We start from the raw sequence: 14,840 nt of genomic DNA, 5'->3' as shown, positions 1-14,840 counted from the left end.
CGGGCACTGTGCGCTGGGTGCCCATTTGCCGCCGGGAGTGGGCACCCAGCGCACATCGCCGGGGCAGTCAGCTCGGCGGGGCGTGGTGGTGGCCGCGGGCCGGGTCGAAGACGGTGCCGCCGGCCACCCGCTCGATGATCGCCCCGGCCAGCGCCTCGGGTGCCTGCTCGGGCACCCAGTGCGTGATCCCGGGCAGCTCGACGAACCGGTAGTCACCGGTGACCTGGTCCGCGCACGCCTCCGCCGCGGTGCGGCCGACCGCCACGTCGCCGTCGCTCCACACGTAGGTCGTCGGCACCTCGACCGGGTCGACCCGGGTGGTGGCGTCCATCGCCCGGTACCAGTTCAGCGCCGCCGTCAGCGCGCCCGGCGCCGACAGCACGTCGACGTAGGCGTCGATCGCCTCCGCGGGCACCCCGGGCGCCTCCAGCAGCCGCCGCAGCCGTCGTGCGCCGTCGCCGAGGAGCGCCTCCTCGGCGTCGCCCGGCGTGCGGAACAGCCGGATGTAACCCGACCGCTCCCGCTGCTCCGGGTCGGCACGGTAGGCGAGGGTGAACGCCGTCGGGTGCGGCACCGAGACCGCGGTCAGCGACGCCACCCGGTCGGCATGCCAGGCCGCCAGCGCCCAGGCCACGTTCGCGCCCCAGTCGTGGCCGACCACGTGCGCCACCGGCACGTCCAGCGCCGTCATCAGGTCCGCGGTCACCTGCACCAGGTTGGGCAGGGCGTAGGAGTCGACGTCCAGCGGCCGCGCGCCGGGGGAGTAGCCCAGCTGGTCGGGGGCGAACGTGCGCAGCCCCGCCTCGGCCAGCAGCGGCGTCACCGCCGACCAGGACAGCGACGTCTCCGGGAACCCGTGCAGCAGCAGCACGGGCAGCCCGTCCTCCGGCCCGTCGGTCCGGACGTCGAACGTCAGGTCACCCACGTCCACCTGCAGCATCCCCACCGGCATGCACGCAACGTAGCCGCCACCACGCCGGGCGGCCCAGCGCCCCGCGTTACCGTTCGGCGGTGAGCAGCAGCGCCGAACGCGACTTCGTCACCGCCCACCTCGAGGACCTGCACGCCGACCTCGACGCGTGGCTGCGGATCCCCTCGATCTCCGCCGACCCCGCCCACGCCGGCGACGTGCGGGCCAGCGCCGGATGGCTGGCCGAGGCGCTGCGCCGCACCGGCTTCCCGACCGTCGAGATCTGGGACACCCCCGGTGCCCCGGCGGTCTTCGCCGAATGGCCCTCGGCCGACGCCGGCGCCCCGGTCGCGCTCGTCTACGGCCACCACGACGTCCAGCCGGTCGACCCGCTGGAGCTGTGGGAGCACCCGCCGTTCGAGCCGACCCGGGTCGAGGGCCCCGACGGTCCCGAGCTGCACGCTCGCGGCGCCATCGACGACAAGGGCAACGTCGCCTTCCACCTGCTCGGCATCCGCGCGCACCTCGCTGCCACGGGACGCAACACCCCCGCGGTGACGGTCAAGCTGGTCATCGAGGGCGAGGAGGAGTCCGGCTCGCCGCACTTCGCCGACCTGTTGCGCGAGAAGCGCGACCGGCTGGACTGCGACGTCGTCGTGGTCAGCGACACCGGCATGGCCGCCCCGCACCTGCCCAGCGCGGTGACCTCCATGCGCGGCCTGGCCGACGCCGAGATCACCCTGCGCGGCCCGGCGGTCGACCTGCACTCCGGTTCCTTCGGCGGCGCCGTCCCCAACCCGCTGCACGCTCTCGCCCAGCTGATCAGCGCCCTGCACGACGACCAGGGCCGGGTCACCCTGCCCGGCTTCTACGACGCGGTGCGCCCGCTGTCCGAGCGCGAGCGCGAGCTGATGGGTCGGGTGCCCTTCGACGAGGCCGCCTGGCTCGCCGGCCCGGCCGCCTCCCGGACCACCACCGGGGAGGCGGGCTTCAGCACCCAGGAGCGGATCGGTGCCCGGCCGACGGCGGAGGTCAACGGCATGTGGGGCGGCTACACCGGCCCCGGCCACAAGACGATCATCCCGGCCGAGGCGCACGCCAAGCTGACCTTCCGGCTGGTCGCCGACCAGCGGCCGGAGCAGATCGCCGACCAGGTGCGCGCCTGGGTCGACCAGCACCTCCCCGAGGGCATCGAGGCCGAGGTGCACGCCCCGCCCGGTGGCGTCGCCCCCTGCGCCAGCGACCTGGACTCCCCGTACATGGCCGCGCTGCTGTCCTCCATCGCGCAGGCCTGGGACAGCTCCCCGGACGACGTCCTCTTCATGAAGGAGGGCGGCAGCGGCCCCGAGGCCGACCTGGTCGACCAGCTCGATGCGCCGCTGGTGTTCCTCGGCGCCGGGCTGCCCACCGACCGGATCCACTCGCCCAACGAGCGGGTGCTGCTGTCCCAGCTGCACCGAGGCGCGGAGGCCGCCGCCCACCTGTGGCGCGAGCTCGCGACCGTCGCCCGCTGACGTGACCGCGCCCGGCGCCGCCCCGCCCGGTTGGTACCCCGACCCGGACGGCGGGCCGGGGCTCGTCCGGTGGTGGGACGGTGCCGGCTGGTCCGACGTCACCACCCCGGCCGGCCCCGGCGTCGCCGTGGGTCAGTCGTTCGAAGGACCCGCCCGGCCGAGCGCGGACGCCTCGTGGGAGGCCTGGGGTGCGGGGCCGGCCGAACCCGAGCGGCGGTCGCGGCGGCCGCTGCTCATCGGGCTCGGCGCACTGCTGGTGGTGGCCCTCGTGGTGCTCGTGGGCGTGCTGGTCGGCCGGTCGGGCGGCGACGACGCCGGCACCCCGGTCGCGCGGCCCGTCATCGAGCCCGGCACCCCGTTCCCGCCGGGCACCGTCCGGGTCGTCGACGAGGCCGCGGGCATCTCCTACCCGTGGCTCGGCGACGGCTGGTACGAGTGGGACCGCGGCGACCAGCTGGAGACCAGCAGCACCGCCGGGCAGTACTTCGTCACGCAGGAGGAGCTGCCCGACGCCTTCGACTCCTTCATCGCCCAGTGCACCTCGGGGCCGCTGGTGCCCGAGTTCGGGTACAGCGGGCCGGACAGCCTGCAGGCCACCACCACCACGATCGCCGACTACGTCCGGCAGGCCCACTACCCCGGCCCCAACGAGCGCACGGTGCGCCGCGACGAGGCGGTCACCGTCGACGGCGCGCAGGCCTGGGTCTACGAGTTCGACCTCGCCTGGGACGTCGAGGGCTACGACGCCACCGGGGAGCGGGCCGCGCTGCTGCTCATCGACGTCGGCCGGGAGGCCCCGGCGCTGCTGTACGTCTCGGTGCCCAACACCCACGCCGAGCTCTACGGCGTCGTCGACCGCGTCCTGGAGTCCGTCGAGGTGCTGTGACATGGCGACCCTGGCGGGCCGCACCGCGGCCACGAGCCGTGCCCGACCGGCGTTGAGCCGTTGCCGGCCATCCTCGCGGACGCACCGGGCCCACTCGTCAGCCCGACGCCGCTGCGCGCCGGAGATCCGCACCAGCCGCTCGGATCAGGGGGCCTGGACGCGGTGCGGTCCGGAGGACCGCGATGAGCACGGTTAGGGTCGGTCGCGTGACAGCAGCTCAGGGCGACCTGGTCCTGCGCCACCCGGTCGAGCGGTTCACGCTCGACAACGGGCTGCGCGTGGTCCTGGCGCCCGACCGGAGTGTCCCCGTCGTCGCCGTCAGCGTCTTCTACGACGTAGGCATGCGGTCCGAGCCGCCGGGCCGCACCGGCTTCGCCCACCTGTTCGAGCACATGATGTTCCAGGGCTCGGCGAACGTCCCGAAGATGGAGCACGCCCGGCTGGTGCAGGCCGCCGGTGGCACCTTCAACGGCTCCACGCACCAGGACTACACGAACTACTTCCAGGCGCTGCCCGCCGAGGCGCTCGAGCGCGCGCTCTTCCTCGAGGCCGACCGGATGGCCGCCCCGGCGATCACCCCGGAGAACCTCCGCAACCAGATCGACGTGGTGAAGGAGGAGATCCGGGTCAACGTGCTCAACCGCCCGTACGGCGCCTTCCCGTGGCTGCAGCTGCCGCCGATCGCCTTCGAGACCTTCGCCAACACGCACGACGGCTACGGCTCCTTCGTCGACCTGGAGTCCTCCACCGTCGACGACGCGCAGGACTTCTTCGACCGCTACTACGCCCCGGCCAACGCGGTGCTGTGCATCGGCGGCGACCTCGACGTCACCGAGACCGAGCAGCTGGTGCGCCGCTGGTTCGACCAGGTGCCCGCCCGGCCGGCCCCGCCGATGCCGAACACCGGCGAGCCCTCGCCGACCGCCGTCCGGCGCGGCGTGGTGGAGGACCCGCTGGCCCCGGCGCCCGCGGTGGCGATCGGCTGGCGGGTGCCCGACCCGGTCAACGACCTGGACACCTACCTCGGCACCGTCCTGCTCACCGAGCTGCTCAGCGAGGGCGACGCCTCCCGGCTGGAGCGCCGGCTGCTGCACACCGACCAGCTCGCGGTCGGGCAGAGCAGCTACCTGGGCCTGTTCGGCGACCCGTTCGACGTCCGCGACGCCACGCTGCTGGTCACCCAGGTGCACCACCCGGCGGAGGTGTCGACCGACGCGGTGCTGCGCGCCGTCCACGAGGAGGTCGAGAAGGTGGCCACCGACGGCGTCCCGGCCGAGGAGCTCGCCCGGGTCACCGCCCGGGCCGAGGCCCAGCTGCTGCAGCAGGCCGACTCGGTGCTCGGCCGCACCCTCGGGTTCGCGGCCGCGGAGCTCGTCCACGGTCGTGCCGAACTCGCCGGGGAGCTGGCCGCCCGGCTCGCCGCGGTCACCCCCGACCAGGTGCAGACGGCGGCGCGGGGCCTGTCCCCGGACACCGCCGCGGTGCTCGAGCTCCGCGCGGGCGGTGCCCGATGAGCGCCCCGGTGCTGGTGCCGCCGCTGGGCGACCCCCGGCCCATGCCGGTGCCGCAGGTGCACGAGACGACGATGCCCAACGGCCTGCGGCTGGTCGTCGTCCCGCGCCCCGGTGTGCCGCTGGTCGAGCTCCGGCTGCGGGTGCCCTTCGCTGCGGCCACCCCGCGCACGGCCGCCGTCCACGCCGCGCGCACCGCCGTCCTCAGCGGCGCGGTGCTGCTCGGCACCGCACAGCACGACGAGCTGCAGCTCGCCCAGCTGCTGCAGGCCCAGGGCGCGGAGCTCTCGGTCTCCGCCGACGCCGACCGCCTGCTGCTGGCGACCACCATGCTGCCAGGCGGCCTCGGCGAGGTCCTGGGCATCGTCGCCGAGCTGCTGGGCTCGGCCACCTACCCCGCGCGCCAGGTCGAGGCCGAGCGCTCCCGGGTCGGCGAGCGGCTGCGCATCGCCCGCTCCCAGCCCGGGCTGATCGCCCGCACCGCCCTGGCCGAGCGCCGCTACGGCTCGCACCCCTACGCCCAGCAGCTGCCCTCGGCCGAGCTGGTCGGTGCGGTCACCCCGGCCGCGCTGCGGAAGCTGCACCGGGAGCGGGTGCTGCCCGCGGGCAGCACGCTGGTCCTGGTCGGCGACGTCGACCCGGCTGCTGCGGCCGATGCCGTCGGCACTGCCCTGGCCGGCTGGAGCGCCGAGGGAGTGGCCGTCACCGCGCCGCCGGCACCGGTGACCGCCCCCGGCCCGCTGGAGCTCGTCCACCGGGCGGGTGCCGTGCAGTCCAACATCCGGCTCGGCGGCCCGGCACCCGGACGCACCGACCCGCAACTGGCCGCCGTCCGGCTGGCCAGCATGGTGTTCGGCGGCTACTTCTCCTCCCGGTTGGTGGAGAACCTCCGCGAGCGGCGCGGGTACACCTACAGCCCGCGCAGCTCGGTGGAGCACCTGGTCGCCGGCTCCTCGTTCCTGGTCGACGCCGACGTCGCCACCGAGGTCACCGGCCCTGCGCTGCTCGAGACGCTGTACGAGCTCGGGCGCATGGCGCTGACCCCGGTCACCGAGGCCGAGCTCGAGTCCGCCCGCCGCTACCTGCTGGGCACCCTTGCGCTGGGCACTGCGACGCACGCCGGCCTGGCCAGCACGCTCTCGGCGCTGTTCGGGTCCGGGCTGTCCGCCGAGTGGCTCGCCGACCACCAGCAGGCGCTGGCCGCCGTCGGGGTCGACGAGGTCACCGAGGCCGCCCGTCGCTGGCTCGCGCCCACCGGCCTGACCGCGGTCGTGGTCGGGGACGCGGAGCGGATCACCGACCCGCTGGGCGCGGTCGGCCCGGTCGAGGTCCGCCCGGCGCCGATCGCACCGGCGCCGCAGGCCGGGGAGTGAGCGTCCCGCCCGGCGGCAGCACCCCCGCCGACAACCCGCCGCCCGACGTCCGCGGGTTCTGGCCTGACGACCGGATCGCCGGCGCGGTCACCGACGTCCCGCTGCTCTCCCGTACCGCGCACGACCGCGGCCACCTGTCCCGGTCGCTCCCCGACCCCGCGCAGGGCCGGCCGGTGCGGGTGCTGCTCGTCGACGACCAGCGCGCCGTCCCGGTCCGCGACGGCGACGGCCGGCCGGAGCTGGTCTACGACGAGCGGCCCACCATGCCCGAGGGGGCGATCTACCTCGGTGAGGCCGACGGCGCGGTCTACGCCGCGCTGCGCGGGCCCCGCCCCGACGTGACCGAGGGCGGGCAGATCGGCCGCTGGGCCGGCCTCCGCGAGGTGGGCGGCGAGTTGGGCGACCTCGACGCCGGCCTGCTCGCCCAGGCCGTGGGCATCGTCGAGTGGCACGAGCGCAACCGCTTCTCGCCCATGACCGGAAGCCGCACCACCGTCGAGCGGTCCGGCTGGGTCCAGCGCGACCCGGAGAACGGCCGCGAGGTGTTCCCGCGCACCGACCCGGCGGTGATCATGCTGGTGCACGACGGCGGTGACCGCTGCGTGCTGGGCCGCCAGGCCGTCTGGCCGGCCGGCCGCTTCTCGATCCTCGCGGGCTTCGTCGAGCCGGGGGAGTCCGCGGAGGCCGCGGTGGCCCGCGAGGTCGCGGAGGAGGTCGGGATCCGCGTCACCGACGTGCGGTACGTCTCCAGCCAGCCCTGGCCGTTCCCGCAGTCGCTGATGCTCGGCTACGTGGCCCGTGCGGTCGACACCGAGCTGCGCATCGACCACGACGAGATCGAGGAGGCCCGCTGGTTCACCCGGGACGAGCTGCGCTCGGGCACCGGCCCGCAGGCGCTGCCGCCCACGGTCTCCATCGCGCGGCACATCATCGACCGCTGGGTGGCCGGCGAGTTCAGCTGAGCCTCCCCTGCAGCACGAGAGCGGGGCGGTCGGCGTGGTCGGCCAGGACGACGGCGTCGGCCAGTGTCGTCGGGTCGACCTCCTCGTCGTAGCGGTCGAAGGCGGGCAGCTCCCACTCCCGCTCCTCCGGCGCCCGCCGCCGGCGGGCGGCCGGGCTGACCCGCAGGTGGACGACGACGTCGAAGGCCAGCCCCAGGCCCTGCAGCAGGGAGCCGGGCACGAGCAGCACCCCGCCGGCCGGAGCCGCCTGGTAGCTCGCCCGGGCCGCCCGGTCGCGCGCCAGGTCCCACAGCGCCGGGAGGTACTCGCCCGGGCCACCGGGGCCGCAGCGGTCCAGCACCTCCCGGGCCAGCGCACCGGCGTCCAGCCAGTCGGTGTACCGGGCATCGGGATCGGTGCGGCCGTGCTCCAGCCGCAGGGACGCCGGACGGTAGAAGCCCTCGGCCGGCACGACGACGGCCGCGCGGCTGCGACCGGGCAGCCGCTCGGCGATCGCCCGGGCGAGCACCTCCGGCCCGGTCACCCCACCGGCCGGGCCGGGCAGGTCGGGCCCGTCGACGGCCACCCGCAGCGTCGCGGCGCCGGGCTCGGGACGCAGTGGGGTGAGCAGCTCGGCCAGCCGGTCGGCGAGCGCGTCGGGGGAGAGCGGGAGCGGAGCGCTCAGCTCGGCGCTCCCGGGGGAGTCCCGTCGCCACCGGCCGACCCCAGCAGGCCCTCCGACCGCGCGGCGCGCTCGTCGTCGGCACCTCGCCGTCCGGTGGTCGGGCCCGGAGCCGGCGGGGCGAGGGAGTCCAGCACCTCGACGGCGAGGTCGGCAGCCGAACGTCCGGAGTTGCGGGCCTGCTGACGCAGCCGTTCGAAGGCCTGCCTCGGCGGGGTGTCGTGGCGTTCGGCGAGCACGCCGATGGCCCGTTCGATCGACACCCGGGCGGCCAGGGCGTGTTCCAGCTGGGCGACGGTGCGGCGCAGCGCCTGGAGCTGCTCGCTCTCGGCGCCCTCCTCGGGTGACTCCGCCGTGGCGCCGGACCGGGCCGCGCGGCGGGCCTGCCGGTTGGGCTCCGGGTGGACGCCCAGCTCCCCGGCCACCAGGTCGGCGAGGGTCATCGCCTCGACCAGCGGCAGTCCGGCGTCGCCCTCCGCGGCGGCGGACCGGCCACCGCCGGCCGGGGGCTGGAGCACCGTCCAGCCGGCCGTGGTGCGGGTCAGCAGCACCGCCGGCGCGCCGTCGGGCGTGCGCAGTGCGTCCGGGGGAAGCACCACCGAGGTGCTGCGGTCCACGGCCGGTTCGGCGGCCGCGGACAGGTTCCCGCAGCCCCCCGCGGGGCGGTCATCGCCCCCGGAGGGCCGCGGGTCGGGGATCACGCGCCCGGGAGCTTCGCGAGCTGGCCCTTGACCTGCTCGATGCTCGGGTTGGTCAGCGCCGAGCCGTCGGCGAACACCAGCGTGGGGACGGTCCGGTTGCCGCCGTTGGCGTTCATGACCAGCTCGGCGGCGTTCTCGTCGGTCTCGATGTTGACCTCGGCGTACTCGATCCCCTCGCGCTGCATCAGCTTCTTCAGCCGGACGCAGTAGCCGCACCAGTTGGTGGTGTACATCGTCACTGTGGGTGCCGGAGCGCTCATCGGATGGATCCTCCCTCGTCCGTGCCCCGGACGGCCACCCGGGGGAGGTGGCCCGCCCCGGGGACTGTGCCGATGGGGGAACGCAGCCGTCCTGGGGATGCTTCCCCGGGCTGTCGTCCCGGGCTGGGAGACTCGGCGGCGTGGGGATGCCGCGGGTAGCAGATCAGGTGCACAGGGCAGAACAGGGGCACGACGGGTCGGCGGGCGCCGAGGCGGTGCTCGCCGGGTTGGACGAGCAGCAGCGGGCGGCCGCGGTGGCGGTCCGGGGGCCGGTCTGCATCCTCGCGGGTGCCGGCACCGGCAAGACCCGCACGATCACCCACCGGATCGCCTACGGCGTGCACCTGGGGGAGTTCGTCCCCGAGCAGGTGCTCGCCGTGACCTTCACCGCCCGAGCCGCGGGCGAGCTGCGCGGGCGGCTGTCCGCGCTCGGCGTGGGGGGCGTGCAGGCACGCACCTTCCACTCCGCGGCGATGCGGCAGCTGCGCTACTTCGCCCCGCGGGTCCTCGGTGGCCCGATGCCGGAGCTGGTCGAGAACAAGCTCCGCGTCGTCGCCGGCGCCGCCACCCGCAACCGGCTGACCACCGACCGCACCAGCCTGCGCGACCTCGCCAGCGAGATCGAGTGGGCCAAGACCACGCTGGCCACCCCGGACGACTACCCGGCCCGGGCCGCGGCGGCCGCCCGCGAGCTGCCCTTCGACGCGGCGGCGGTCGCCGCGGTCTACCGCAGTTACGAGGAGGCCAAGTCCCGGGACGGCGCCCTGGACTTCGAGGACCTGCTGCTGGTCACCGCCTACGCCATCGAGGAGCACCCGGACGTGGCCCGGGAGGTGCGCGCGCAGTACCGGCACTTCGTCGTCGACGAGTACCAGGACGTCAACCCCCTGCAGCAGCGGCTGCTGGACGCCTGGCTCGGCGGCCGGGCCGAGGTGTGCGTGGTCGGCGACCCGAACCAGACGATCTACTCCTTCACCGGCGCCGACCCCGACTACCTGCTCGGGTTCGCCGACCGCTACGGCGACGCCGAGGTGGTCAAGCTGGAGCGCGACTACCGCTCCACCCCGCAGGTGGTCGGGCTGGCCAACAAGCTGATCGGCCAGGCGCCGCCGCGCAAGGGGCTGCCCGGGCTGCGGCTGCTGGGTCAGCGCCCCGAGGGCCCGGCCCCGCGGTTCGTCGAGCACCCCGACGAACCGGCCGAGGCGGCCGCGGTGGCGGCGGCCTGCCGGGAGCTGATCGACGGCGGGCTCCCGGCCAGCGAGATCGCGGTGCTGTTCCGGATCAACGCGCAGTCCCAGGTCTACGAGAGCGCGCTGGCCGACGTCGGCGTCCCCTACGTGCTCAAGGGCGGTGAGCGGTTCTTCGAGCGACCCGAGGTGCGCGAGGCGGTCCTGCTGCTGCGCGGTGCGGCCGCCGGTGGTCACGAGGCCGGCGCGCTGGTGCCCACCGTCCGCGACGTGCTGGCCTCGCTCGGGTGGGCGGAGCACCAGCCGCCGCCGGGCGGCGCCGCCCGCGACCGCTGGCAGTCCCTCGCCGCGCTGGTCGACCTCGCCGTCGACCTCGTCGCCGAGCAGCCCGCGCTCGACCTCGCCGGGTTCGTCGCGCACCTCGCCGAGCGCGCCAACGCCCAGCACGCCCCGACGGTGCAGGGCGTGACTCTTGCGTCGATGCACGCGGCCAAGGGCCTGGAGTGGGACGCCGTCTTCGTGGTCGGGCTCGTCGACGGTGTGGTCCCCATCGCCCAGTCGCAGTCGCGCCCGGAGGCGGTCGAGGAGGAGCGGCGGCTGCTCTACGTCGCGGTCACCCGGGCCCGCGAGCAGCTGACCCTCTCCTGGTCGCTCGCCCGCAACCCCGGGGGACGGCGGGCCCGGCCGCGCAGCCGGTTCCTCGACGGGCTGGCCCCCGACACCGCGGCGGCGCCCCGGCGGCCGGCCAAACGCCCCAAGGTCGTCCTGGAGGGCGAGGCGGGCGAGCGGTTCGAACGGCTCCGCTCCTGGCGCAGCACCACCGCCCAGGAGGCGTCCGTGCCGGCCTACGTGGTGTTCACCGACGCCACGCTGCAGGCGATCGCCGAGACCCGGCCGACGTCACTGCGCGAGCTGTCGGCCCTGCCCGGCGTCGGCGCCCGGAAGCTGGAGCTCTACGGCGCCGGCGTGCTCGCGGCCATCGACGAGTGATGCGCCGCTGACCTGCACGGACACACTTTCCGGCGATCGTGCGCTAATTCGATTGACCCGTTCGTCGGCCACCCCCTAGCCTTCGCTGCAGCACCTGGGGGTGACCCAGGACGCACTGCACAGCACAGACCGCACCACCAGCAGGGAGCCCGGCCGGCAGGCCGAGCCCCGACCCCGGAGAGGAGGGGACCGTGAACAGCACCGACTTCGTCGTGACCGGCAAGGGCGTCGTGGCCCCCGAGCCGGCTGCTGCCGCGTGCGCTCCGGCCGTGCGCCCGGGTGAGTGGACCGAGCGGGTCGTCCTGATGGCGCCCACCGCCGCTCCGTTCCAGGGGACGGGTCTGTCCACCACCGAGCCGGCTGTCCGGCTGCGCGCTCTGGACCTCCTCGCCACCGCTGCTCACGCCACCGGTGCCACCTACGGCACCGATGCGCACCTGATCGACCCCACGGGCACGGGCTTCGCCGTCTCCGGCGTCCCCGCGCTGCGCACCACCCTCACCGCACTGCGCACCACCAGCACCACCCCGGGTGACCTGCCCCCGGAAGACCCGCTGAGCTAGCCGCTCGGCTGGTCCTCCTCGAGGCCGCGGAACCCGGAAACCGGGATCCGCGGCCTTCTTCTTTCTCCACCTCGCGGACCCACCCCGACCACCGGTCGGCGGGACCCCGCCGCCCGGTCCACCGACCGAGGAAGAGGAGGAGCGGTCGTGCCGACCACGATCGAGCCCGCGACGACCCACCGCCGGCGAGGGATCGACCGCACGCACCTGTCCACCACCGGGCTCAGCCCGGCGCCGCGCCGCACGCTGCCCTGCCGGGCGTCATCCGACCCGGACCTGTGGTTCGCCGAGGCGCCGGCCCAGCTCGAGCAGGCCAAGGACCTGTGCCTCGAGTGCCCGGTCCGGGCGTCGTGCCTGGCCGGCGCGCTCGACCGGGCCGAGCCCTGGGGCGTCTGGGGAGGGGAGATCTTCGACCGTGGCGTCGTGATCCCCCGCAAGCGGCCGCGCGGCCGTCCCCCGAAGGTCCGGACCGGGGCGGCGGCATGAGCCCCGCCCACCGCACCACCCGGCCGGCCGCCGTCCGACGTCCGCACGGCGGCCGGCCGGCCACCCGATGCACCACGTCCGAGCGCCGGACGGCGCTCCCGCACCCGGAGGACCCCCGATGTTCCTGATGGACCCCGACCTGGCACGTGACCAGGTACGAGAACGACTGGTCCACGCCGACCGGTCGGCGCGCGCACGCCGGATCGTCACCGCCCGCCGGTGCGACCGTCGGGCCGCCCGGGCGAACCGCCGCGCGGCCCGGGCCGGGGCCGCCGTCTGGTGAGTCCCACCTCGCTCGACCCGCCCCGGATCGACCGACCCCCGCCCGGGTGCGGTGGCGCAGCACCGTCACCGCACCCGGGCGCTCAGGACCGGGTCGTCAGCCGGCGAAGCCCGGCAGCCACTCCTCGCACACGCCCCGGTAGGGAGCCTGGGCGTCCAGCTGGCACAGCACCCCGATCGAGCCGATGGTCACCCGGTGGATGAGCAGGTAGGCGGGGGGCAGGTTGAGCTGCCGGCCCAGCTGGCTGGCCTCGCTGCGGGGGTCGCCGAGCCGGTTCGCCTGCTGCTGCATCCACGCCCGGGTGAACTGGAAGGACGGCTCGGCCACCGGCGCCAGGAAGGGGAGCAGGAAGTCCAGCACGGCCTGGGCGTCCACCTGCACCGACTGGCGCACGAAGCCCTCGGCGCGCAGGTCGGTGAGCACGTCCTCGGCCCGGCCGTCCAGCGCCCACTTCACCAGCCGGCCGATCGGCTCCGGCAGGCCGCCGGGGAGCCGCGCCGTCGCGCCGAAGTCGATGACGCCCAGCCGGCCGTCCGGCAGCAGCCGGAAGTTGCCCGGGTGCGGGTCGGCGTGCAGCAGCCCGGCCCGCTGGGGGCCGGAGAAGTGCAGGACAGCCATCAGCAGCCCGGCCCGGTCGCGCTGCTCCCGGGTGCCCGAGGCGATGATCCTCGCCAGCGAGGTGCCCTCCTGCCACTCCGAGACGATCACCTTGGGGGCACTGGCCACCACGCGCGGCACGGCGATCTGCGGGTCGTCGGCGTAGGCGGCGGCGAAGCCGCGCTGGGCGTCGGCCTCCAGCCCGTAGTCCAGCTCCTCCTCCGCCCGCGCCTTGAGCTCGGCGATCAGCGGCTTGACCTCCATGCCCGGGAAGAGCACGGCGAACATCCGGGCGAAGCGGGCGAGCTGGTTGAGGTCGGCCATCAGCGCCGTCCCGGCGCCCGGGTACTGGATCTTGACCGCGACGTCCCGGCCGTCCCGCCAGGTCGCCCGGTGGACCTGGCCGATGCTGGCCGCGGCGGCCGGGGTGTCGTCGAACTCCCGGAACCGCTCCCGCCACCGGCCGCCCAGCTGCTGGGCCAGCACCGCGTGGACGGTGCGCACCGGCATCGGCGGTGCGGCCTCCTGCAGCTTGACCAGGGCCTCCCGGTACGGGCCGGCGACCTCTTCGGGCACGGCGGCCTCGAAGATCGACAGCTGCTGGCCGAGCTTCATCGCCCCGCCCTTGAGCTGCCCGAGGACGGCGAAGAGCTGCTCGGCCGTGCGCGCCTGGAGCTCCGCGTCGACCTCCTCACCCGGCCGGCCGGACAGCTTCTTGCCGATGCCGAGGGTGGCCCGTCCGGCGGCGCCGAGCGGCAGGGCCGCCAGCCGGGCCGTTCGGGACACCGCCCCCCGTGGGATGTCCCGCCCCGTGTCACTCACCACCCCATTGTCCCCTCTCGGCCGCGACCTCGCGCTCCGCCACCCCCTCCTGCCGGGCGCCGCAGCCGCACCCGGGGTGTGGCGGCCACCGGCGGAGGCGAGGCTGGAACGTCGGCGGGCCCAGCTCCAGCGCCGCGTCCAGCACGCCGGGCGCGCAGTCGCCGCCGTCGAGGTGGGCGAGCGCCTGCACCGCGGCGGTCACCGCGGTGGCCAGGCAGGTGAGGGTGCTGCCCGCCGGAGCCGGCCGGGCCGTCGCGAGCTGGGCGGCCGTCGCGGGCCAGCTCGGGTCGTCCTCCCGGCGCCACCCGTCCGCGCACCGCAGGCAGCTGGTGACCCCGGCAGGACCAGCGGACCGACCACACCGGTGTCCCCGCGCACCGTCGCGACCAGGTGGGGCACCCCGTCGCGCTGCAGTGCCGCGGTCAGCGGGTCGACGGCGGCCCAGGGGCGGCACAGCAGCACCAGGTCCGGACGCTGGGTCGCCGGGAGCGGGCGCAGGTCGGTCAGCGGGCTGGCCCGGCGGATCGCGTCGGCGGCCGCGAGCACCCGCGGCCGGCCCTCGTCGTGGGCTGCGACGCCGCCGACGACCGGTTCCCCCGCCGTCGTCAGCCCGCGGTCGCGGACCGACACCCGGCCGACGCCGCTGGCGGCCAGCAGCCCGGCGAGCGGGGTGCCGACCCGGGTCGCGCCCTCCACGACCACCGAGCTCTGCCGCCGGGTGCGCCAGCGTCCGGCGGCGACGGTGGGCAGCTCCAGCCCGGCCCGCGCGGCGGCAGCCGGGCCGGGGTCGGTGGCCAGCAGGTCGCCGGCGGTCACCTCGCGCAGCAGACCGGCGCCGCGCAGCCCGGCCAGCAGGTCCTCGACCACGTCGTCGTCGAGCCCGGCCGCGGACCAGTCGCCCCGCAGCGCGCGTTCGGTGCGCCGGCCGTCGATGCCGGTGAGCAGCCGGGCGACCTCCGGACCGGCCGGCCACACCCGCACGCCGTCGCGCCCGTCGGCGCCCCCGACCTGCACCGTGTGCTCGTCGGGGCGGGTCACCGGCGTCGTGGCGGGGAGCAGGGGGTGCGGCGTCTCGGTCACCGGCAGGAGCGTGCCAGCGGGAAGGGGGTCGCACCGGCGTCGTCCACAGGCCGG

At 75.9% G+C, this 14,840-nt stretch carries 16 protein-coding genes; 9 read left to right on the top strand and 7 right to left on the bottom strand.

The features are described 5' to 3' along the window. Positions 1–67: 67 nt before the first annotated feature. On the bottom strand, positions 68–952 hold the full coding sequence (locus JD78_RS13140) for an alpha/beta fold hydrolase (RefSeq protein ID WP_153361768.1): 885 nt from the start codon (positions 950–952) through the stop codon (positions 68–70). Positions 953–1,011: 59 nt separating this feature from the next. Here JD78_RS13140 and JD78_RS13135 point away from each other — a divergent pair, with 59 nt between their 5' ends. The 5 genes from JD78_RS13135 (at position 1,012) to nudC (ending at position 7,156) form a co-directional block, all read left to right on the top strand. After that, positions 1,012–2,424: a dipeptidase gene (locus tag JD78_RS13135; RefSeq protein ID WP_153361767.1), complete on the top strand. Its 1,413-nt coding sequence runs from the start codon at positions 1,012–1,014 to the stop codon at positions 2,422–2,424. A gap of 1 nt (position 2,425) precedes the next feature. Continuing rightward, the gene (locus JD78_RS13130; protein WP_153361766.1) at positions 2,426–3,310 is read left to right on the top strand and encodes a DUF2510 domain-containing protein; all 885 of its coding nucleotides are present in this window, start codon (positions 2,426–2,428) and stop codon (positions 3,308–3,310) included. 206 nt (positions 3,311–3,516) lie between these two features. Then, positions 3,517–4,824, top strand: coding sequence for a M16 family metallopeptidase (locus tag JD78_RS13125; RefSeq protein ID WP_208104097.1), 1,308 nt, complete (start codon positions 3,517–3,519; stop codon positions 4,822–4,824). After that, positions 4,821–6,194 carry a M16 family metallopeptidase gene (locus tag JD78_RS13120; protein WP_153361546.1) on the top strand — a complete coding sequence of 458 codons (1,374 nt, stop codon included), beginning with the start codon at positions 4,821–4,823 and terminating at the stop codon, positions 6,192–6,194. The genes JD78_RS13125 and JD78_RS13120 overlap by 4 nt, the downstream gene beginning before the upstream one ends. Beyond that, positions 6,191–7,156 carry an NAD(+) diphosphatase gene (gene nudC / locus JD78_RS13115; protein WP_153361547.1) on the top strand — a complete coding sequence of 322 codons (966 nt, stop codon included), beginning with the start codon at positions 6,191–6,193 and terminating at the stop codon, positions 7,154–7,156. The genes JD78_RS13120 and nudC overlap by 4 nt, the downstream gene beginning before the upstream one ends. Here the strand turns inward: nudC and JD78_RS13110 are convergent. The 3 genes from JD78_RS13110 to JD78_RS13100 form a co-directional block, all read right to left on the bottom strand. Then, positions 7,149–7,721 carry a nucleoside/nucleotide kinase family protein gene (locus tag JD78_RS13110; protein ID WP_228395299.1) on the bottom strand — a complete coding sequence of 191 codons (573 nt, stop codon included), beginning with the start codon at positions 7,719–7,721 and terminating at the stop codon, positions 7,149–7,151. The two genes, nudC and JD78_RS13110, sit on opposite strands and share 8 nt — an antisense overlap. A gap of 95 nt (positions 7,722–7,816) precedes the next feature. Continuing rightward, the gene (locus JD78_RS13105) at positions 7,817–8,434 is read right to left on the bottom strand and encodes an ANTAR domain-containing protein (protein ID WP_153361549.1); all 618 of its coding nucleotides are present in this window, start codon (positions 8,432–8,434) and stop codon (positions 7,817–7,819) included. A gap of 80 nt (positions 8,435–8,514) precedes the next feature. Next, positions 8,515–8,778 carry a mycoredoxin gene (locus tag JD78_RS13100; protein WP_153361550.1) on the bottom strand — a complete coding sequence of 88 codons (264 nt, stop codon included), beginning with the start codon at positions 8,776–8,778 and terminating at the stop codon, positions 8,515–8,517. A 167-nt stretch (positions 8,779–8,945) separates the two neighbouring features. Between JD78_RS13100 and JD78_RS13095 the strand changes: the two genes are divergently transcribed. From JD78_RS13095 to JD78_RS13080, 4 genes are all read left to right on the top strand, one after another. Then, the gene (locus tag JD78_RS13095; RefSeq protein WP_279526844.1) at positions 8,946–10,955 is read left to right on the top strand and encodes an ATP-dependent DNA helicase UvrD2; all 2,010 of its coding nucleotides are present in this window, start codon (positions 8,946–8,948) and stop codon (positions 10,953–10,955) included. A 191-nt stretch (positions 10,956–11,146) separates the two neighbouring features. After that, entirely contained in the window at positions 11,147–11,518 is a 372-nt protein-coding gene (locus JD78_RS13090; protein ID WP_153361552.1) for a hypothetical protein, read from the top strand. A gap of 147 nt (positions 11,519–11,665) precedes the next feature. After that, on the top strand, positions 11,666–12,004 hold the full coding sequence (locus tag JD78_RS13085; protein WP_153361553.1) for a WhiB family transcriptional regulator: 339 nt from the start codon (positions 11,666–11,668) through the stop codon (positions 12,002–12,004). A gap of 118 nt (positions 12,005–12,122) precedes the next feature. Further along, complete coding sequence (locus JD78_RS13080) at positions 12,123–12,287, top strand: hypothetical protein (RefSeq protein ID WP_166521168.1); 165 nt, start codon at positions 12,123–12,125, stop codon at positions 12,285–12,287. A 96-nt stretch (positions 12,288–12,383) separates the two neighbouring features. On the opposite strand, the gene JD78_RS13075 is transcribed toward JD78_RS13080, so the two are convergent. The 3 genes from JD78_RS13075 to JD78_RS13070 are packed head-to-tail and all read right to left on the bottom strand — an operon-like array spanning position 12,384 to position 14,786. Beyond that, entirely contained in the window at positions 12,384–13,706 is a 1,323-nt protein-coding gene (locus JD78_RS13075) for an ABC1 kinase family protein (RefSeq protein ID WP_153361554.1), read from the bottom strand. Next, complete coding sequence (locus JD78_RS22260; RefSeq protein WP_243731041.1) at positions 13,699–13,908, bottom strand: hypothetical protein; 210 nt, start codon at positions 13,906–13,908, stop codon at positions 13,699–13,701. The genes JD78_RS13075 and JD78_RS22260 overlap by 8 nt, the downstream gene beginning before the upstream one ends. Continuing rightward, entirely contained in the window at positions 13,905–14,786 is an 882-nt protein-coding gene (locus tag JD78_RS13070) for a ubiquitin-activating E1 family protein (RefSeq protein ID WP_243731040.1), read from the bottom strand. The genes JD78_RS22260 and JD78_RS13070 overlap by 4 nt, the downstream gene beginning before the upstream one ends. Between the last annotated feature and the right edge of the window lie 54 nt (positions 14,787–14,840).

This window comes from Modestobacter roseus (genome assembly GCF_007994135.1).
Lineage (GTDB): Bacteria > Actinomycetota > Actinomycetes > Mycobacteriales > Geodermatophilaceae > Modestobacter > Modestobacter roseus.
Note: the sequence above shows the minus strand (reverse complement) of the source record. Positions and strands in the feature narration are given on the sequence as shown.